The sequence below is a fragment of the Geodermatophilus sp. SYSU D00698 genome, from assembly GCF_054050335.1.
Window position 1 is genome coordinate 61,937 of record NZ_JBJGZD010000002.1, and the last position, 19,240, is coordinate 81,176.

A 19,240-nucleotide genomic window follows, 5' to 3' on the forward strand; every position below is an offset into this window, starting at 1 on the left:
CGCTCACCCCCGGGCGAGCCGCAGCGCGATGCCGTCGAGGATGTCGTGCTCGCTCACGACGACCTCGTCGAGCGCGAACGCGTCCATGACCACCCGCAGCACCAGCGCGCCGGCGCCGATGACGTCGACCCGCCCGGGGTGCATGACCGGGTACGCGGCCCGGCGTTCGCGGGTGGCGGTCAGCAGCCCGGCGGTGACCGAGCGGACCGCCGAGACCGGGACGCGCGAGCCGTGGATGGCCTCGGCGTCGTAGGCGGGCAGCCGCAGCGCGAGGGCGGCCACCGTGGTCACCGAGCCGGCCAGGCCGACCAGCGTGACCGCCTCCTCCACCGGCACCGCCGCGGCCACCTCGGCTAGCGCCGCGCGGATGTCGGCCTCGCTGGCGCCGATCTCGTCCGCCGTCGGCGGGTCGCCGTGCAGGTGCCGCTCGGTCAGCCGCACGCAGCCGACGTCGACGGAGCGGGCGGCGCGCACCCCGGAGGCGTCGCCGAGGACGAACTCGGTCGACCCGCCGCCGATGTCGACCACCAGGTAGGGCGGGCGCGGCGGCGGGCCGCCGTGCGCGGCGGCCGCGGCGGCGAGGGAGGCGGTGGCGCCGAGGAAGGACAGCCGCGCCTCCTCGTCGCCCGGGACGACGTCCGGCGGACGGCCGAGCGTGGCCAGCACCATCGCCTCGAAGTCCGCGCGGTTGGCGGCGTCGCGGGTGGCGCTGGTGGCCACCATCCGCACCGCGGTGGCGCCGAGGTCGCGGGCCTGCGCGGCGTACTCGGCGAGCACCACCCGGGTGCGCTCGATCGCCTCGGGGGCGAGCCGGCCGGTGGCGTCCACGCCCTGGCCCAGCCGCACGACCTCCATGCGGCGCAGCAGGTCGGTGTGCGCGCCCTCGGGCGGCACGTCGGCGACGAGCAGGCGGATGGAGTTGGTGCCGCAGTCGATCGCGGCCACCCGGGTCACGGCCGCTCCTCCGGCTGCGCGCAGGGGCCGGCGGCCCACCACTCCCCCATCCCGGCCACCGCGCGGTCGCCGATCGGGTTGACGCCGGGCCCCGCGGCCAGCGCGTGGCCGGCCAGGGCGTGCAGGCACTTGACCCGGTCGGGCATGCCGCCGGCGGTGTTGCGGGTGGGCAGCTCGCCGAGGGCGTCGCGCTCGGCCAGGTAGGCCTCGTGCGCCGCCCGGTAGGCCGCGGCGAGGTCGGCGTCGGTGCCGAGGTCGGCCTGCCACTCGCGCATGCGCCCGGTGGACTCCAGCCGGCTGGCGGCCGCCGACGCCCGCGGGCAGGTCAGGTAGTACAGCGTGGGGAACGGCGTGCCGTCCTCCAGCCGCGGCGAGGTCTGGACGACGTCGGGCTGGCCGCACGGGCAGCGGTGCGCGACCGCCCGCACGGCGCGCGGCGGCCGGCCCAGCTGCCGGGCGACGACCTCGCGCTCCTCCGGCGTGATCGGCTCGTGCACCCGGCGTCCCGGGGTGGTCGGGGTGGTCACCAGGGAAGTCTGCGGCAGCGGCTCGACGGGCCCGACGGCGCCCCTCAGCCGTCGGCGTCGGCCACCGAGCCGAGCAGCTCCTCGTACCAGGGCCGCGGCGCGGCGTCGACGGCGTCGGGCAGCGTGCCGGCGTCGCCCTCGGCCGCCTCGCCGTCGACCACGACGACGAGCCGGTCGCCGGGCAGCACGTAGGCCAGCCGCTCGCGGGCCTCGCGGGCGGTCCACGCCGGGTCGGCCTGGCGCTCGAGCTCGGCCTGCAGGTCGGCGATGCGCTCGTCGTAGGCGGTGCTCTCCGCGGCCAGCCGGGCGATCTCGGCACGGCCGTCCAGCCACTGCCGCACCGGCCCGGCCAGCGTGAGCGACAGCAGCAGGAGCAGCCCGACGAACACCACGGTGCGGCCGGTGAACAGCGGCCGGCGCGCCGCCGCGGGACGCGCGGGCGTCCGTGGCGGCGTGCGCCGGCCGGGGCGGCGGGCCTCGGGACGGCTGCCGGCGCCCGACCGCGTCCCGGCCGGGACCGGCCGGGACGCCGCGTGCGACAGCGGGCGGCCGGTCGAGCGCCGCCGCCCCGAACCGGCGCTCACCGGGTCAGGAGGTCCGCAGGCGCGGGAAGGCCGCCGCGCCGGCGTAGCGCGCGGCGTCGTCGAGCTCCTCCTCGATGCGCAGCAGCTGGTTGTACTTCGCCACCCGCTCGCTGCGCGCCGGGGCACCGGTCTTGATCTGCCCGCAGTCGGTGGCGACGGCGAGGTCGGCGATCGTGGTGTCCTCGGTCTCGCCCGAGCGGTGGCTCATCATGCAGCGGTAGCCGTTGCGGTGCGCCAGGTTCACCGCGTCGAGGGTCTCGGTCAGCGTGCCGATCTGGTTGACCTTCACCAGCAGCGCGTTCGCGGCCCCGCGCTCGATCCCGTCGGCGAGGCGGGCCGGGTTGGTGACGAACAGGTCGTCGCCGACGATCTGCACGCGGTCACCGAGGGCGGCGGTCATGGCGACCCAGCCGTCCCAGTCCTCCTCCGACAGCGGGTCCTCGATGGAGACCACCGGGTAGGCGTCGACGAGCTCGCGGTAGTAGTCGACGAGGTACTCCGCCGAGCGGGTCTGCCCCTCGAAGTCGTAGCCGCCCTCGCCGTGGAACTCGGTGGCGGCGACGTCGAGGGCGAAGGCGATGTCGGTGCCCAGGGAGTAGCCGGCCTTCTCGACGGCCTCGGCGATGAGGTCGAGCGCGGCCCGGTTGGTCGGCAGGTCGGGCGCGAAGCCGCCCTCGTCGCCGAGGCCGGTGGACAGCCCGCGGCCCTTCAGCACCGACTTGAGCGCGTGGTAGGTCTCGGTGCCCACGGCCAGCGCCTCGGCGAAGGTCGCCGCCCCGATCGGGGCGATCATGAACTCCTGCACGTCGACGTTGCTGTCGGCGTGGGCGCCGCCGTTGAGGATGTTCATCATCGGCACCGGCAGCAGGTGCGACGACGGCCCGCCGACGTAGCGGAACAGCGGCAGGCCGGTGGACTCGGCGGCGGCGCGGGCGACGGCGAGGCTGACGCCGAGGATCGCGTTGGCGCCCAGCCGCGACTTGTCCGGGGTGCCGTCGAGGTCGAGCAGGCGCTGGTCGACCAGCCGCTGCTCGGTGGCCTCGTAGCCGACCAGCTCGGGGCCGATGACGTCGAGGACGCCGTCGACGGCCTTGGTGACGCCCTTGCCGCCGTAGCGGTCGCCCCCGTCGCGCAGCTCCACCGCCTCGAAGGCGCCGGTGGAGGCGCCGCTCGGGACCGCGGCCCGCGCGATCGTCCCGTCGTCGAGGGCGACCTCGACCTCCACGGTGGGGTTACCGCGCGAGTCCAGGATCTCCCGCGCGCCTACGGCATCGATGCTCGGCACGGTGAGCAGCCTAGCGAGGCGGGCGGGGTTCACCCGGGACGTGTGGTCCCGGGACTCCGGTAACGGAGCGGTCACGGTGCGGCCTCGACGGAACCGATCCGGCGATAACCTCGTCGTGGCGGGCGTCTTCCCCACGTCTGCGCCGTCGGAGGACCCGATGACCGAGCGCCAGCAGCAGCGACCCCCCGGGTACGGCGCCGGAGCCGCGCCGCCACCACCCCCCGTGGACGTGGCCGCGGAGGCGGCTCCCTCCGTCCTCGGGTTCGCGCCGGACCCCGCCGAGGACGACGACGAGGACGTCGAGCCGGTCCCGGACGGCACGACGGTGGCCGGGGTGGCGGCCGGCCCCGGCCGGCTGGCCTACGTGCGGCGCCCCGACGTCGTCGGCGGGGTGCTCCTGCTGCTGGCCGGCGTGGCCGACGGGGCCAGCGTGTGGCTGCCGTGGGAACGGGGCGGGGAGACCACCGGTCTGCACCTGGTGGTGCGTGCCGTCGACGCGGCCCGGGAGGGGGTCGGCGAGCTCGGGCGCACCGGCCTGTGGCAGCCGGCGGCGGTGGCGCTCGGCGGTGCGGTGCTCGTCGTCCTCGGGCTCCTGCTGCTCCGCCCCGCGCGCGGCCACCGGGTGTCCGGGGTGCTGGCGCTGGGGGTCGCGCTGGCCGTGGCCGCCGCGGTCGTCGCACGCCTGGTGGACGCCGGCTGGGACGTCCACCGGCTCGGGCCGGGCGCCTGGTGCGCCGCCGCGGTCGCCGGGCTGGGCGTGCTCGGCGCGCTGAAGGCCATGCTCACCGCGCCGCGGGTCACCACCGCGCCGGCCGAGCGCCTCCCCGTCGGCTAGCCGCGGCGGCGGGCCTCGGCGTCGAGCTCGCCGGCGTAGCGGCGGACCGCCTCGCGCAGCGCGTCCTCGGCGTCCCAGCCGCGCTGCGCGGCCGCGGCGACCACGGCCAGCAGCCGTTCCCCGAGCTCCTCCGGCGACGTCGAGCCGAGCTCGGCCGGCTCCGGCGTCGGGAACCCGGCCCGGGCGGCCCGCCGCACCAGCGCCGTCCCCCACGCGGTGGCCGGCTGCGAGCGCGAGACGCCCTCGGTGGGCGAGCGCCGCTGCTTCTCCGCCTTCTTGATCTCCTCCCAGCCCGCCTCGACGCCGGCCACGTCGCGGGGGCCGGCGTCGCCGAACACGTGCGGGTGCCGGCGGACCAGCTTCTCGACCAGGTCCCGGGCCACGTCGTCGACGTCGAAGCGCCGGCCCGGGCCGGCCTCGGCGGCGACGCGGGCGTGGAAGACGACCTGCAGCAGCACGTCGCCGAGCTCCTCGCGCATCGCGACCGGGTCGTCGTCGACGAGGGCGTCGTAGGCCTCGTGCGCCTCCTCGAGGAGGTAGCCGCGCAGTGAGGAGTGGGTCTGCTCGGCGTCCCAGGGGCAGCCGCCGGGCGAGCGCAGCCGGTCCATCACCGCGACGACGTCGAGCAGGTGGGCGCCGGGCGGCTCGGGGGCGCCGTCGACGACCGGCCGCCCGGCCACGTCCTCCCCCGGGGCCGCGAGGCAGGCGACGTCGCAGTCCAGGCCGGCCGCGTCGGCGGCGTCGGCGACCTGCCACCCGGCGGCGCGCAGCACGTCCGCGGTGGCCGCGGCACCGGGCAGCGCGGCGATCCGGCGCCCGGCCAGCGCGGCCCAGCCGGCCGGGCCGAGCAGGCCGGGCAGCCGCGGGCTGACCGTGACGACGACGGCCGGGGGCACCGGGTCAGCCCTCGCCGGTGGTGGGGGCCGCGGCACCGGCGTCGTCGAGCAGGTCGACCACGCCGCCCTCCGCCTCCTGCACCACGTCCTGGTCACCGAACTCGCCGTAGCGCGGGTTGACGGTGACCCCGACGTCGTCGCGGACCTCGTCGACCACCGCCGCCCCGGCCTCCTCGGCGCCCTGCGCGGCCTCGTCCTCCAGCTGCGGGCGGACCTCCTCGAACGACGGCGTCGTCCGCTGCCCGACGAAGGCGACCACCACGCCGGGCACGTCGCCGACGGTGACGCTGAAGCCGGTGTTCGGCGGGGCGGCGGCCACGCCCTCGGCCAGCGGCGCGGGGACGTCGGCGGTGCCGGTCGGCTGCAGCGCGGGCAGGGTGATCTCGCCCGGGTACCGCGCCGCGACCGCCGGGTACGAGGCGGGCGCGGCGGCCAGCTCGGCGACGACGGCGTCGGCGGTGGCCTGGTCGGGGACGGCGAAGTAGCCGAGCTCCACCTGCTCCAGGCCGGCGCGGACCTCCTCGTACCGGGCGCGCAGCGCGGCCTCGTCGGTCCCGGGGTCCTCACCGGCGGCGACGCCGAGCTCCCGGCGCAGCAGCTGCTGGCGGGCGCTCTCCCGGATGTCCTCGCGCGAGTAGCCCTGCGAGGCGGCCTGCGCGTAGAGCTCCTCCTCGTCGCGGCCGGCCAGCGCGGTCTCGATGAACGCGCCGACCTCGGCGTCGCCGACCTCGACGTCGCTGCGCCGGGCCGCCTCGGCGTAGAGCTCCTGGCGCACGAGCAGGGTGAGCACCTGGCGGGTGTAGTCGGTGCCGCCGCCCCCGACGGCCTCGGCGATCGCGGGGTCGGCCAGCCGCTCGTCGACGGCGGCCTGCAGCTCGGCCACGGTCACCTGCTGGTCCCCGACGTAGGCGGCGACGTTGGGCGAGGTCCGGCAGCCGGTCACCGTGACGGCGGCGGCCACGAGCCCGAGGACGACGGCGGCGGGACGGCGGGTGCGCACCCGGGCAGGCTGCCACATGGGGTGTGACGGTCGTCGCAGGCGGCGCCTCAGGCGGCGACCGGCTGGTCGACGACCGCCTTCAGCAGCGAGTGCAGGTGCTCGAGCAGCGCGACGTCGCGGAGCGGGGTGCGCCGGTCGGGGCCGACCGGGACCTTGAGCGACACCGTCTGGACGGCGGACTTGTAGGTGGCGCCGTCGGCCAGCCGGGCCAGCCGCATCTGCTGCGACTCCCGCAGCGGCACCGGCGAGACCCGGATGGCGCGGCCCTGCAGCGACACCTCGGTGATGCCCAGCGCCCGCATCGCCGCGCGGAAGCGGGCGACCGCGAGCAGGTTGAGCACCGGCGCCGGCGGGGCGCCGTACCGGTCGGTGAGCTCGTCGAGCACCGCCTGCGCCTGGTCGTCGTCCTGCACCGAGGCGACCTTGCGGTAGGCCTCCATCCGCAGCCGCTCGCCGGGCACGTAGTCGTGCGGCAGGTGGGCGTCGACCGGCAGGTCCACCCGCACCTCGAGCGGCTCGGCCGGCGCCTCCTCGCCGCCGACCTGCGCCTTGTAGTCGGCCACCGCCTCGCCGACCAGCCGCACGTAGAGGTCGAAGCCGACCCCGGCGATGTGCCCGGACTGCTCGCCGCCGAGCAGGTTGCCCGCGCCGCGGATCTCCAGGTCCTTCATCGCCACGGCCATGCCGGCGCCGAGGTCGGTGTTGTGCGCGATGGTGGTCAGCCGGTCGACCGAGGTCTCGGTCAGCGGCCGCGACGGGTCGTAGGTGAAGTAGGCGTACGCACGCTCGCGGCCACGCCCCACCCGGCCGCGGATCTGGTGCAGCTGGGAGAGGCCGAAGGTGTCGGCGCGGTCGACGATCAGGGTGTTGGCGTTGGGGATGTCCAGGCCGGACTCGACGATCGTCGTCGCGACCAGGACGTCGTACTCCTTCTCCCAGAAGCCGACCATGATCCGCTCGAGCTCGTGCTCCTTCATCTGGCCGTGGCCGACGGCGACGCGGGCCTCGGGCACCAGCCGGCGGATCTTCGCCGCGGCCTTGTCGATCGACTGCACCCGGTTGTGGATGACGAACACCTGGCCGTCGCGCAGCAGCTCGCGGCGGATCGCGGCGGCCATCTGCTTGTCGTCCCACGCGCCCACGTAGGTGAGCACCGGGTGCCGCTCCTCCGGGGGTGTGAGGATCGTCGACATCTCGCGGATGCCGGTCAGGCTCATCTCCAGCGTGCGCGGGATCGGGGTGGCCGACATCGACAGGACGTCGACCGCCGTCCGCATCGTCTTCAGGTACTCCTTGTGCTCGACGCCGAAGCGCTGCTCCTCGTCGACGACGACCAGCCCGAGGTCCTTCCAGCGGGTGGTCGGCTGCAGCAGCCGGTGGGTGCCGACGAGCACGTCCACCTCGCCGCGGGCGAGCTCCTCGAGGATCTGCCGGGTCTCGGCGTCGGACTGGAAGCGGGAGAGCACCTTCACCGTCACCGGGAACTGGGCGAACCGCTCGGAGAAGGTCTTGAAGTGCTGGTTGGCCAGCAGCGTCGTCGGCACCAGGACGGCGACCTGCTTGCCGTCCTGCACCGCCTTGAACGCGGCGCGGACGGCGATCTCGGTCTTCCCGTAGCCGACGTCGCCGCAGATGATCCGGTCCATCGGGACCGGGTTCTGCATGTCCGCCTTGACCTCGTCGATCGCGGCGAGCTGGTCGGGGGTCTCCTGGAACGGGAAGGCGTCCTCGAGCTCGCGCTGCCAGACCGTGTCGGGGCCGAAGGCGTGCCCCGAGGTCGCCATCCGGGCGGAGTAGAGCCGGATGAGCTCGGCGGCGATCTGCTTGACCGCCCGGCGGGCCTGGCCCTTGGTCTTCGCCCAGTCGGCGCCGCCGAGCTTGGACAGCGCCGGCTGCTCGCCGCCGACGTAGCGGGTGAGCTGGTCGAGGGAGTCGGTGGGCACGAACAGCCGGTCCGGCGGCTGGTTCCGCTTGCCGGGCGCGTACTCGACGATCAGGTAGTCGCGCTGGCCGCCGTGCACGGTGCGGCTGACCATCTCGACGTAGCGGCCGATGCCGTGCTGCTCGTGGACGACGAGGTCGCCGGGCTGCAGCTGCACCAGGTCGACGGCGTTGCGGCGGCGCGCGGGCATCTTCACCGCGTCGCGCATGGTGGTGCCGCGCTGGCCGGTGAGGTCGTGCTCGGTGACCAGCGCCAGCCCCACGCCGGGCAGCGCGAAGCCGGACTCCAGGCTGCCCTGGGTGATCGAGGTCAGGTTCGCCTCGGGCGCGGACTCGATGCCGGGCACCAGCCGCACGCCGAGGTCGGCGGCGCCGAACTGGTCGGCGGCGCGCTGCGCGGGGCCGGGGCCGGCGAAGGTGACGACGACCCGCCAGCCGTCGCGGGTCCAGCCGCGCAGCGTCTCGACGGCGCGGTCGAGGTCGCCGGAGAAGCGCTCGACGGTGCCCGCCTGCAGGGTCACCGACGACTCGTCGTCGACGTCCAGCGTGAACGCGCCGGTGGTCCACCACGGCAGGCCGCGGCCCCGGGCGGCGGCCTCGACGTCGGCCAGCTCGCGGAACGACGACGCGCCCAGGTCCAGCGGCGCCTCGCCGGCCTCGGCGGCGGTGGCCCAGGACGCGGCGAGGAACTCCTCGGCGGTGCGCACCAGGTCGGCGGCCCGGCTGCGGACCCGCTCGGGGTCGGCGACGAGCACGTGGGTGCCGGCGGGCAGCAGGTCGGTGAGCAGCTGCAGCTGCCCCTCGACCAGCGCGGGGGTCAGCGACTCCATGCCCTCGACGGCGATGCCCTCGACGAGCTTGCCGAGCAGCTCGGCGAGGCCGGGGTGCTGTGCGGCGAGCTCGGCGGCGCGGGCGCGGACGGCGTCGGTGAGCAGCAGCTCGCGGCACGGCGGCGCCCACAGCCGCTCGGGCCGCTCGTCGAGGGAGCGCTGGTCGGCGGCGGAGAAGTAGCGCAGCTCGTCGACCTCGTCGCCCCAGAACTCCACGCGGACCGGGTGCGGCTCGGTGGGCGGGAAGACGTCGAGCAGGCCGCCGCGGACGGCGAACTCGCCGCGCTTCTCGACCAGCTCCACGCGGGTGTAGGCGGCGTCGGACAGCGCGCGGGCGACGTCGTCGAGCTCGGCGGTGTCGCCGGCCTTCAGCTCGACCGGCACGAGGTCGCCGAGGCCGGGGGCCAGCGGCTGCAGCACGCTGCGCACCGGTGCGACCAGCACGTCGATGCCGGTGTCGCCGGGGTGGGTCAGCTCGCGCAGCACGGCCAGCCGGCGGCCGACGGTGTCCGCCCGCGGGGACAGCCGCTCGTGCGGCAGCGTCTCCCAGGACGGGAAGGTCTCCACGCGGCGGTCGGGCAGGAAGCAGCGCAGCACGTCCGCGGCCGCGTCGGCGTCCCGCTCGCCGGCGGTGACCAGCAGCACCGGGACGCCGGCACCCGGCTCCCGCGCGGCCAGGGCGGCGGCGACGAGCGGCTGCACCGGCGGCGGCGCGGTCACGGCGAGCTCGGCGGACCCGGCCGCGGCCACCACGCGCGCGACGCCGGGATCGGTGAGGACGACGTCGAGCACGCCGCGCAGACTCACGGGGGTCTTCCTCCTGGGTGGACGGCCCGCTCCGTGCCGCCGGATGCGGCGCAGGCCCGGCATCCCAGGCTAGACCGCGGCGGGGACACCCGCCGGGGCCCGGGAGGGGAGCGCCCGGACAGCCGATCCGGCCGGCGCACTTCCGACCGCTCAGTACGCCCCGTCGGCCCGGACCACGGCCCGGAGGGTCTTCCACAGGATCAGGAGGTCCAGCGCCAGCGACCAGTTCTCGACGTACCGCAGGTCGAGGCGCACGGCCTCCTCCCACGTCAGGTCGCTGCGGCCGGAGACCTGCCAGAGGCCGGTCAGCCCCGGCTTGACGAGCAGCCGGCGTCGGACCGAGTCGTCGTACCTCGCGACCTCCTCCGGCAGCGGTGGGCGCGGGCCGACCAGCGACATCTGGCCGAGCAGGACGTTGAGCAGCTGGGGCAGCTCGTCGAGCGAGTGCCGACGGAGGAACTGGCCGACCCGGGTGATGCGCGGGTCACCGGCGACCTTGAACAACAGCCCGTCGGCGTTCTGGTTCCGGGCACCCAGCTCCCCCCGGCGCGCCTCGGCGTCGGCGGTCATCGTCCGGAACTTGAGCATGGTGAACGGCTTGCCCGCGTGACCGATGCGCACCTGGCGGAAGAGCACGGGCCCGCGGCTGTCGAGGCGGACCGCGGCCGCGAGGACGACGAGGACCGGCAGTGCGAGCAGGACGAGCAGGACCGCCCCGATCCGGTCCAGCGACGCCTTGACCAGCCGCTTGGGGCCGGTGAAGTGCGGCTCCTCCACGTGCACCAGCGGCAGTCCGACGAACGGCCGCACGTGCATGCGCGGCCCGGCGACCTCCATGAGCCCCGGCGCGACGAGCAGCTCCACGCCCGTCCCCTCCAGCTGCCAGGACAACCGCCGCAGGTAGGTCGCGGCGGTGTCGCTGCTGCTGGTCACCGCCACCGCGTCGACCTGCCACGCCGAGACGACCTCCGGCACGTGCGCGAGGTCGCCCACGACCCGCACGCCCTCCGCGCGCAGCAGCGACGCGTCGTCGGGTCGCGGGACGCAGGCCGCGACGACGGTCATCCCGCAGTGGCGCTCGCGCCGCACCTGGCGGACGAGCTCGAGCACCGCCCGCTCGCGACCCACCGCGAGCACCGTCCGCATGCACCGGCCGCCGGCCCGGAGCCGGTGGACCCACCGGCGCAGCAGGTGCCGCCCGACCGCGCTGACCACGACCGTCGACGGCACGGCGATCACGACCAGGGCCCGGGACAGCTGCCAGTTCCCCGCGTAGGAGGCGAAGCCGATGGCGGCGAGCCCGGCGAGCCCCGCCTGGAGGATGCTGCGGAACTCCTCGTTGCCGGTGCCGATCGTCGCCGCGTCGTAGCCGCCGCCGAGGGCCACCACCGCCACCCACACCAACGGGAACACGGCCACCGCGACCTGGGTCGTCGAGCCGACCTCGGTGCCGAACCGGATCAGGTGGGCGCCGACCCCGCACACCGCGGCGGCGACGAGGTCGGTCGCGACGGCGGCCGTGACGTACCGGCGCACCCAGCGCAGCGGCCGGCGGCCGACGCCGAGCGCGCCGGCCGCCGTCGCACCAGGAGGGAGGGGGCCGGACGCCGCCTCGCGAAGCGGTGCCCGCGGTGCCGGGACGGCCGTCGTGCCCACGTCCGGCATGTCCAGCGCCACGTGCGTCGCCCCCCTCCCTGCCATTGCTGACAGGCGCGGACAGCGCTCGTGGACGCCCCCCGCCGCATCCGACGGCGGCCGGGATCCGTGGGGACCGGTCCGCCGCAGGCTGGGTCAGGCCACCAGACGCCGTGACGCCGCGCAACCCCTCCCGACCCCGACATCCCTGATTCGGGCCCTAGGTCCCGGGTCGCTGGTGCCACCTCGACCACAGCGAGTCACGACGCACAAGGAGCCTGAACGATCAAGGACCTGTGCTCCGGGTGGGGAGGCCGAGGGGCGACGATGGTCGGTGGCCTGCGGCCGGACGCGGCGCCGGCCCCTCCCATGGGGTGAGCGGGTGCCGCCGGCCGGGTCCGGTGGAGTCCGGTGCGCCCTAGCCTCGACCGGGGCCACTCCGGGGAGGCCGGGACGGCGCGCTGGGCCGAGGGCCCCACGGGTGCGTCGGTGGGGCTCCAGAGGGTGGGCGAGATGGAACTCCGGGACTACGGGACGGCCCTGCGCCGGTACTGGGCGACGTGGGCGGCGATCGCGCTCACCGGGCTGTTCGTCGCCCTCGTCGTCGTGCTGGCCGTCCGGCCGACGTACACGACCACCGCGCAGGTGTTCGTGGCCAGCTCGGGCGACGGGACGAGCGGGTCGCAGTTCGTCAGCCAGCGCGTGACGACCTACCCCGACGTCGCCCGCAGCCAGACCGTGCTCGGCCCGGTCATCGAGGAGCTCTCCCTCGACGAGTCCGTCACCGACCTCCGGGCGCGGGTCGCCGCGGTGAACCCACCCGACACCTCGCAGGTCGACGTCTCGGTCACCGACGAGGACCCCGCCCGCGCCGCCGCGGTCGCCAACGCCGTCGCCGAGCGCTTCAGCACAGCGGTCGAGAACCTCGAGGAGCGGCAGGACGGCGTCTCGCCGGTGGACCTGACCGTGACCGACCCGGCCACCGTCCCCTCGTCGCCCGTCTTCCCCGTCCCCGGACTGGTGCTGGGCCTCGGCCTGTTCGTCGGCCTCAGCCTGGGCGCCGCCGTCGCCGTGCTGCGCAGCCGCGCGGACACCCGGCTGCACACCGTGGACGACGTCCGCACCGCCTGGGGCGCCGGCGGGGACGAGCTGACCGTCCACGCCGTCGCCGCCCGGCGCAGCCGGCGCCGGCGCGGGACCGGCCGGCCCGTGGCGATGCTCGCCCGCCAGCTGGAGCCGGTGGACGACGACGGTTCCGTGCGGGCCGTCGTCCTCGCGGCCTCGCCCGACGAGTCGCAGGCCGCGCACGACCTGGTCACCGCGCTGGCCACCGAGCTCGTCGACGGGGGCACCCCGGTCGTCGTTGCCGAGCCGGGCGAGGACGCGGCGCCCGTCCTGCCGGCCGGCGCCCGCCTGACCGTCGCGTCCGCCTCGGCCCCGGCCCGCGAGTGGCGGCGCCTGGCGCGGGAGAACGACGGCGCCGTGCTCGTCGTCACCGCCGGCCGGACGGAGGCCGCCGACCTGTGCGAGGCGCGGTCGCTGCTCGCCGCCGTGGGTGCGGGTCTCTTCTCGGTCGTCCTCCTCCCGTCCCGCCGGACGGGGCGGGCTGCCTCCGGCGACACCACGCCCGCCCGCCCGGCCGTCCCGGCTGCCGACGAGCGGGTCCCCGCCGGCCCCTGACCGGCCGGCGGTCCCCGCCGCCGCACACCGCGAACGGCCCCGCCCGCGGACGCCGCCCACCGCCGCACGACGGGACCGCCGCCGGCCCTGGCGGTACCCACGGGACGACCCTCGAGGCCCCGCACGGTGCCGACCCCTCCCCACGCCGGGGCGGGTGCAGAGGCCCCGTCCCGGTGGACGGGCGAGGGCGGCTCCCCGGGCGCCCCGTGCCCGGGGAGGGAGGGTCGCCCCCGGGTCCCGGGCCGCGTCCGGTGTCGACCGGAGCCGGCCCCCGGGGACGTCCGCCGGCGGCGTGCACCGTGCCCGGGACGCCGACGACCCGTCCTCCGCAGGCGGAGGACGGGTCGTGGTGTGCGGTGGCCGGCGGACCGGCTGGTCCTACGCGGGGACCTCGGGCTCCTCGGCGCGCAGCCGATCCCGGGAGCCGCCCTCCGCCAGCAGCGAGACCGCCGTGAACAGCAGGAACGCCACGCTCGCGTCGAACAGCCCGCTCTCCAGCACGCTGCGGCCGAGCAGGAAGACCAGCAGGCCGAGGAACAGGACGCGGTGCGCGCGCGGCGCCTCGAGCACCCCGCGCAGGCTCCAGAGCACCCAGCCGCCGCCGAGGAGGACGCCGACCCAGCCGGCCTGCACGAGCAGCGAGACCCAGCTGCTGTCCAGCGGCTGGGTGTCCCAGTACTGCCCCTGGACGCGGATGATCTTGACCGAGAGGCCGCCGCCGACGGCGGTCTGCCACTGGGAGTCGGCCCAGTCCAGCGCGGCCCGCCAGGCGATGAACCGCGAGCCGAGGGTGCTGGTGCCGTCACCGCCACGGGAGACGAACCCGGCCACGGCCCCGGTGGAGACCACCGTGACGGCCGCGGCCCCGGCCAGCACCAGGCCGCCGACGACGAGACCGACCCGGGGGCGCCGGATGTGGAGCGCCATGGCGGCCACCCCGAGCACGAGCATGAGCAGGGCCGTGCGCGAGCCGGTCGCCCACACGACGCCGGACAGGACCGCCGCGGTGAGGGCGGCCCGCACCCCCGCCCGGCCGACGACCGCGCGCCAGGCGACGTACAGGACCCCGGTCGAGGCCAGCAGCGCCAGCTCGTTGGGGTCGATGGCGGGCACACCGCCCGCCAGCCGCCCGTCGGTGTACGAGGGCAGCCCGGTGACGGCGGCGACCAGCGCCACCGCCACGCACGCCCGCACGACCGCCGTCAGCACGTCCACCGCGGACACCGCCCGCAGCAGGAGGAGGACGGTGGCGCCCAGCAGGGCGACGCGGACCGCCACGACTCCCCCGGCGACCAGGTGGCCCGCGGTGAGCGCGCCCAGGACCGTGCAGGCCAGCAGCAGGCCCAGCCACCACACCGTCCCGGTCCCCACCCGCCGGCGCGGGCCGGCCTGGGCGAGGAGGAAGGCCAGGGCCAGGGCCAGGACGCTGACGCACGCCTTCGCGACGACGACGGGGTCCAGCGACCCGGTGAAGTACTCGCCGCGGCGCCACCCGACGCTGCCGACGACCACGAGCAGCGCGGCGAGGGTCACCAGGGACCGCGACCGGGTGCGCGGCGGGACCGCGGGCGGCCGGCGGTCGGGCCGGACCGGCGCGGGGACGACCGCGGTCACCGGGCGACCGCCCCGGCTGCGGCCCGCGGCTCCGGCGAGGCGGCGCGTTCCGCGCGGACCTGTGGCACGAGCAGCGTCCGGCGCACGGCGACGGCGGCCAGCACCGGCCCGAGCGCCAGGGCCAGGGGGCTCCACGGCACGGCGCCGTCGGCGGTCGTCACCAGCAGCGCGACGGCGGCCAGCGATCCGAGCTCGACCGCGCGCAGCGCGAGCACCCGCCGCTGCCGCCCGTGGACCGACGCCAGGCTCGCGTACGGGAGCAACGCGGCCGCGGCCGCGGCGTGGATGCTCCAGCCGGCCACCGCGCCCACCGGCACGTCGTACCCCCCGCCGGTGAGCAGCGGTCCCGCCCACGGCAGCGCGACGACGGCGAGCACACCCAGCAGACCGACCAGGACCGCGAGGCCGGCGGCGGCGCGGTCGGCGGCGTCCAGGCCGGCGCGCGCACCCCGCGGGCGCAGCGCGACGAAGTGCGGCAGCAGGAAGGACCCGAGCCCGGCGACGAGGACCATCGCCGGGGCGGTGTAGACCCGCGCGGCCTCCAGCGGGCCGTAGGCCGCGGCGCCGGCCACCCCGACGACGAGCAGCCGGAGCAGCGTGAGCTGCGCCGGGCGGATCGTCTGCGCCGCCGCCCGCCAGACGCCGAAGGCGGCGACGGCCCCGAGCGCCGGGCGCCGCCACGGACCGTGCGGCCGCTCCCCGGCCGGGAGCAGCGCCCAGGCGAGCAGCGCCGCGCCGGCCTGCCCGGCGAGCAGGGCGGCGACGAAGGACGCGAGGGTGAGCTCCCCGGCGGACCGGGCGAGCACGAGGGTGGCCAGCGACAGGACGAGGGCGGTGACGTCGACGGCCGGCAGCGACCAGAACCGGCCCGCGGCCATGAGCAGCCGGCGGAGCGCGTCCTCGACGACGAAGGCGACGACGGCGGGCCCGGCGAGCAGCGCCGCCCACAGCGGCAGGGCCCCGCTGACGACGGCGAGCAGGCAGCCGGCCGCGCCGGCGGCGCCCGCGACGATCACCGCGCCCACGTGCAGGCCCGCGCGGATCCCGGGGTCGTGCCGGTCCAGCACGGTGAGCGAGTCGCCGACCAGGCCGCTGGACACGGCGGTGGCCAGGACGAGCGCGCCGTAGGCGAGCGAGAAGACCGCCAGCCCCGCGGCGCCCAGCTCGCGGGCGGCCGCGACCTGCAGGACGAGGCCGGCCAGCGCCTGGGTGCCCTGTCCCACGAGGGCCCCGGCGGCCCGGCCGCGCGGTCCCACGCCGGCCACCTACGCGGTCCCGAGGACGGCCGCCCCCACCTCGGGGGCGATCCGCTCGGCGTACTCGGCGGTCATGTGCAGGCCGTCGGCGTAGACCGGGGTGGACCCGACGACGGCCGGGCACAGGTCGTCGACGCAGAACCAGCGCTCGGGGTCGACGAACGTGGCCCCGGTCGCCTCCGCCACGTCCTCCTCGACGGCCACCTGCTGCAGGAAGCGCCGCGGCGGCTCCTGCACGCAGTCCGCCGGGGTGCTGACCGTGGTCGCGCAGGTCTGCAGGTTCGCGCCCGAGGGCGGGCCGGTCAGCACGACGACGCGCGCGCCGGACCGCTGGACCCGCTGCACCACCGAGGTCATCCCCTGCTCCCAGACGGCCGCCTTGTCGGCGTCCGGGTCGGCGAGCCGGGTGTCGTAGGTGTGGCTGAGCACGACGAGCTCGGGCCGCGTGCGGTCGATGAGGTCCAGGGCCCACTCGCGGTGCTCGGCGCACTCGGTGAACGGCCGGCCCTGGTAGAGGGTCACCGCGTCCACGTTCGGGCACTGGCCCATGGTCAGCGTCCGGATCGACCAGCCCTGCGGCTCCACGGCCGCCCGCAGGGCGGGCAGCCACGCGCCCGCGACCGAGTCGCCGAGCAGCACCGCGGAGTGCGGCGCGCCGGGGTCGCCGAACACGCACCGGTCGGCGTTCCAGTCACCGACGTCGAAGCACCCGCCGCTCCACTGCTCCTCGAGGTAGCCGGGGAGCTCGTCGAGGGCCGGCTGCAGGTCCGCGGGCCAGGCCACGAGGGCGGCCGACGCGCGGAGCTCGCGGGTCAGCGGGTCGCCCTCGGTGGCCGCCTGCGCCGCCGCGCCGGCCGCGGCCACCGCCTGCGCGTCCAGCCGGCCGGGCGGGAAGGCGACGGTCAGCCCGGCGCCGCCGACGACGAGCACGGTCGCCGTCGCGGCGACGACGAGCCGTCCCCGGCGGCGCACGGCGGCGGCCCGGTGCTGCGGCCCGGGCGGCCGCCCGCCGGGCAGCAGCCAGCCCGAGTGCAGGACCGGCTGCTCGATCGCTAGGTACGAGACCGTGGCGAGGACCAGGGACACGACGATCGCGACGACCGCGGTGGTCGGCGTCCCGGCGCCGAGGACGGCGGCGGTGAGGACCACGACCGGCCAGTGCCACAGGTAGAGCGAGTACGAGATCCGGCCGAGGAACCGGGCCGGCGCGCTGCCCAGCACCCAGCGGGTGCCCGGCCCGCCGGGGGCGTCGCCGAAGGCCACGAGCAGGACGGCAGAGAGGACCGGCAGGGCGGCGACGGAGCCCGGGAAGGGGTCGGCCGAGGTGATCACGGCCGCCGACGCCAGGACGCCGAGCAGCCCCGCCCAGGCCAGCGCGGCGCGGAGCACGCCGGGCAGCCGGCGCAGCTGCGTCGCCGTGACGGCGACCAGGGCGCCGGCCCCGAGCTCCCAGGCGCGGGTGAACGTGGAGAAGTACGCGGTCGTCGGTGAGACGGCGCTGGCGTGCACCGACCACAGGAACGACGCGGCGACGACGGCGAGGAAGGCCACGGCCAGCAGCGGCCGCGCGGAGCGCCCCCGTCCGGCGACGGCCACCACGAGCAGGATCAGCAGCGGCCAGACCAGGTAGAACTGCTCCTCGACCGCCAGCGACCAGAAGTGCTGGACCGGCGAGGGGGCCGCCGTCTGCTGGAAGTAGTCGGTGCCCTGCTGCGCGAAGTGCACGTTGGCGCCGAACGCCAGCGCCCAGGCCGCGTCGGTCAGGGTCTCCTGGAGGCGGCCGCCGAGGAACAGCAGCCAGGCCGCCAGCGACGTCGCCGCGAGGGTCGCCACCGCGGCCGGCAGCAGCCGGCGGGCGCGCCGCACGTAGAAGGCGCGGAAGGAGATCCGCCCGGTCCGCTCGCGCTCCCGGACCAGCAGCCCGGTGATGAGGAAGCCGGAGATGACGAAGAAGACGTCGACCCCGATGAACCCGCCGGAGGGCCGGCCGAGGACGTGGTCGAGCAGCACCAGGCCGACGGCGACGGCGCGCAGGCCCTCGACGTCGGCGCGGAAGCGGTGCGGCGACGCCGCCGGGCGCTCCTCCCGCGGCTGCTGCCCGGTGGGCCGCTCGGCGGTGAGGGTCACCGGCCGGCCCCCGCGACCGGGGCGGCCGGGCGCGCGGCGTCGCGGGCGACGGCGCGGCGCAGGCGCACCGAGTGCCGGACCAGGCGGGCGACGAGGTGCGCCCGGGTGTCCCGCGGGGACACGTAGCAGCGCGGCAGGGTGACGCGGTCGCCGGGTTCGTAGTCGCCGGTGACGCAGGCGTTGTCGTAGCCCGCGGCCCGGACGGCGTCGGCCGCGGCGTCGTCGTAGGAGCCGTAGGGGTAGCAGAAGCCCGGCACCTCGGCCTGCAGGACGTCCTCGAGCACCCGCCGGCTCTCCCCCACCTCGGCGGCGAGCACCGCGGGGTCGGCCCCGGCGAGCCGGGCGTGGGTGAGGGTGTGGCTGCCGACCTCCTGGCCGGCCGCGGCCACCGCGCGGAGCTGGCCGGCGTCCATGATCCGGAATCGCGGGCCGGTGTCCCAGTCGTTGGTGCCGCCCAGCAGCCCGGCGACCGCGTAGACGGTGCCGGCCATGCCGTGCCGCCGCAGCACCGGGACGGCGTGGTCGAGGAAGTCGGTGTAGCCGTCGTCGAAGGTGAGGCCGATCAGGCCGGCGGCCGCGCCGCGCTCGGCGGCCCGCACCAGCTCGGTGAGCGGGACGCCGCGCAGGCCCAGCCGCCGCAGGAGGCCCAGGTGCCGGTCCAGCCGCGCGGGGTGGACGCGCAGGGCGTGCGGGTCGGGTTCGGCCGACGGGCTGATCGAGTGGTACATGAGGACCGGCGGCAGCGGCAGCCGGGAGCGGCCGCCGGTCACCGGAGGACGCCGCCGTCGACCGCCGTCTGGGCGTCGAGGGCCGCGAGCGCGCGCCGCAGCACCGTGCTCGAGGTGTGCATCGTGTACGGGAAGTAGCGGACCTCCACCCCGACGGCGGAGAAGTCGCGCTCGAGCCGGTCGCCCTTGGGGGTGCCGCGCCAGTCGTCGCCCTTGAAGATGACGTCGAACCCGACCTCGCGCCAGGTGTCGATCTTGTCCGGGACGACCTCGGCGTGCACGTCGTCGACGCAGCGCAGGTTGCGCACGATCTCCAGGCGCTCGGGCAGCGGGACCACCGGCAGCCGGCCCTTGGTGAGCAGCAGCATCTCGTCGGACACCACGCCCGCGATCAGCCGGTCACAGTGCGCCGCGGCGTGCCTGAGGATGTTCAGGTGCCCGATGTGGAACAGGTCGTAGGCGCCCGGCGCGTAGCCGATCACTGTCATGGCGAGATCCCCCTGGTGACGTTCTCTGCCCGGCGAGTGCACAGCGCGGGCTG

General features: G+C 76.8%; 15 protein-coding genes. 2 read left to right on the forward strand and 13 right to left on the reverse strand.

Features of this window, described 5'->3' with window-relative positions:
• Positions 1-3: 3 nt before the first annotated feature.
• Genes ACI8AB_RS02020 through eno form a run of 4 tightly spaced genes read right to left on the reverse strand, consistent with a single transcriptional unit; the run spans position 4 to position 3,350 of the window.
• Positions 4-954: a Ppx/GppA phosphatase family protein gene (locus ACI8AB_RS02020; protein ID WP_456948753.1), complete on the reverse strand. Its 951-nt coding sequence runs from the start codon at positions 952-954 to the stop codon at positions 4-6.
• Positions 951-1,481: a DUF501 domain-containing protein gene (locus tag ACI8AB_RS02025; RefSeq protein WP_387987901.1), complete on the reverse strand. Its 531-nt coding sequence runs from the start codon at positions 1,479-1,481 to the stop codon at positions 951-953. The genes ACI8AB_RS02020 and ACI8AB_RS02025 overlap by 4 nt, the downstream gene beginning before the upstream one ends.
• Positions 1,482-1,525: 44 nt before the next feature.
• A complete protein-coding gene (locus ACI8AB_RS02030) occupies positions 1,526-2,065 on the reverse strand; it encodes an FtsB family cell division protein (RefSeq protein WP_456903342.1) in 540 nt (179 codons plus the stop codon).
• A gap of 4 nt (positions 2,066-2,069) precedes the next feature.
• The gene (eno, locus tag ACI8AB_RS02035) at positions 2,070-3,350 is read right to left on the reverse strand and encodes a phosphopyruvate hydratase (RefSeq protein WP_456903343.1); all 1,281 of its coding nucleotides are present in this window, start codon (positions 3,348-3,350) and stop codon (positions 2,070-2,072) included.
• Between the two features lie 157 nt (positions 3,351-3,507).
• Between eno and ACI8AB_RS02040 the strand changes: the two genes are divergently transcribed.
• Positions 3,508-4,185 (forward strand): hypothetical protein, encoded by a 678-nt coding sequence (locus ACI8AB_RS02040; RefSeq protein ID WP_456948754.1) that lies wholly within the window; start codon positions 3,508-3,510, stop codon positions 4,183-4,185.
• Here ACI8AB_RS02040 and ACI8AB_RS02045 read toward each other — a convergent pair.
• The 4 genes from ACI8AB_RS02045 to ACI8AB_RS02060 all read right to left on the reverse strand — a co-directional run bounded on the left by ACI8AB_RS02045 (position 4,182) and on the right by ACI8AB_RS02060 (position 11,336).
• Positions 4,182-5,081 (reverse strand): MazG family protein, encoded by a 900-nt coding sequence (locus ACI8AB_RS02045; protein ID WP_456948755.1) that lies wholly within the window; start codon positions 5,079-5,081, stop codon positions 4,182-4,184. The two genes, ACI8AB_RS02040 and ACI8AB_RS02045, sit on opposite strands and share 4 nt — an antisense overlap.
• A gap of 4 nt (positions 5,082-5,085) precedes the next feature.
• The gene (locus ACI8AB_RS02050) at positions 5,086-6,099 is read right to left on the reverse strand and encodes a SurA N-terminal domain-containing protein (protein WP_456948756.1); all 1,014 of its coding nucleotides are present in this window, start codon (positions 6,097-6,099) and stop codon (positions 5,086-5,088) included.
• A gap of 29 nt (positions 6,100-6,128) precedes the next feature.
• Positions 6,129-9,659 (reverse strand): transcription-repair coupling factor, encoded by a 3,531-nt coding sequence (mfd, locus tag ACI8AB_RS02055; RefSeq protein WP_456948757.1) that lies wholly within the window; start codon positions 9,657-9,659, stop codon positions 6,129-6,131.
• Between the two features lie 150 nt (positions 9,660-9,809).
• The gene (locus ACI8AB_RS02060; protein ID WP_456948758.1) at positions 9,810-11,336 is read right to left on the reverse strand and encodes a sugar transferase; all 1,527 of its coding nucleotides are present in this window, start codon (positions 11,334-11,336) and stop codon (positions 9,810-9,812) included.
• A gap of 471 nt (positions 11,337-11,807) precedes the next feature.
• Here ACI8AB_RS02060 and ACI8AB_RS02065 point away from each other — a divergent pair, with 471 nt between their 5' ends.
• A complete protein-coding gene (locus tag ACI8AB_RS02065; protein ID WP_456948759.1) occupies positions 11,808-12,974 on the forward strand; it encodes a YveK family protein in 1,167 nt (388 codons plus the stop codon).
• Between the two features lie 378 nt (positions 12,975-13,352).
• On the opposite strand, the gene ACI8AB_RS02070 is transcribed toward ACI8AB_RS02065, so the two are convergent.
• Genes ACI8AB_RS02070 through ACI8AB_RS02090 form a run of 5 tightly spaced genes read right to left on the reverse strand, consistent with a single transcriptional unit; the run spans position 13,353 to position 19,187 of the window.
• Complete coding sequence (locus ACI8AB_RS02070; protein WP_456948760.1) at positions 13,353-14,588, reverse strand: O-antigen ligase family protein; 1,236 nt, start codon at positions 14,586-14,588, stop codon at positions 13,353-13,355.
• On the reverse strand, positions 14,585-15,844 hold the full coding sequence (locus tag ACI8AB_RS02075) for a hypothetical protein (protein WP_456948761.1): 1,260 nt from the start codon (positions 15,842-15,844) through the stop codon (positions 14,585-14,587). The genes ACI8AB_RS02070 and ACI8AB_RS02075 overlap by 4 nt, the downstream gene beginning before the upstream one ends.
• A gap of 9 nt (positions 15,845-15,853) precedes the next feature.
• On the reverse strand, positions 15,854-17,971 hold the full coding sequence (locus ACI8AB_RS02080; protein ID WP_456948762.1) for an acyltransferase family protein: 2,118 nt from the start codon (positions 17,969-17,971) through the stop codon (positions 15,854-15,856).
• Entirely contained in the window at positions 17,968-18,741 is a 774-nt protein-coding gene (locus ACI8AB_RS02085; RefSeq protein ID WP_456948763.1) for a polysaccharide deacetylase family protein, read from the reverse strand. The genes ACI8AB_RS02080 and ACI8AB_RS02085 overlap by 4 nt, the downstream gene beginning before the upstream one ends.
• Positions 18,738-19,187 (reverse strand): adenylyltransferase/cytidyltransferase family protein, encoded by a 450-nt coding sequence (locus tag ACI8AB_RS02090; protein ID WP_387987914.1) that lies wholly within the window; start codon positions 19,185-19,187, stop codon positions 18,738-18,740. The genes ACI8AB_RS02085 and ACI8AB_RS02090 overlap by 4 nt, the downstream gene beginning before the upstream one ends.
• Positions 19,188-19,240: the final 53 nt, after the last annotated feature.

What these genes read in the sequence shown, in the direction of transcription:
- ACI8AB_RS02040 (WP_456948754.1), top strand. Translation starts at nt 3,508, where the DNA reads ATGACCGAGCGCCAGCAGCAGCGACCCCCCGGGTACGGCGCCGGAGCC.
- ACI8AB_RS02050 (WP_456948756.1), bottom strand. Translation starts at nt 6,099, where the DNA reads ATGTGGCAGCCTGCCCGGGTGCGCACCCGCCGTCCCGCCGCCGTCGTC.
- ACI8AB_RS02065 (WP_456948759.1), top strand. Translation starts at nt 11,808, where the DNA reads ATGGAACTCCGGGACTACGGGACGGCCCTGCGCCGGTACTGGGCGACG.
- ACI8AB_RS02090 (WP_387987914.1), bottom strand. Translation starts at nt 19,187, where the DNA reads ATGACAGTGATCGGCTACGCGCCGGGCGCCTACGACCTGTTCCACATC.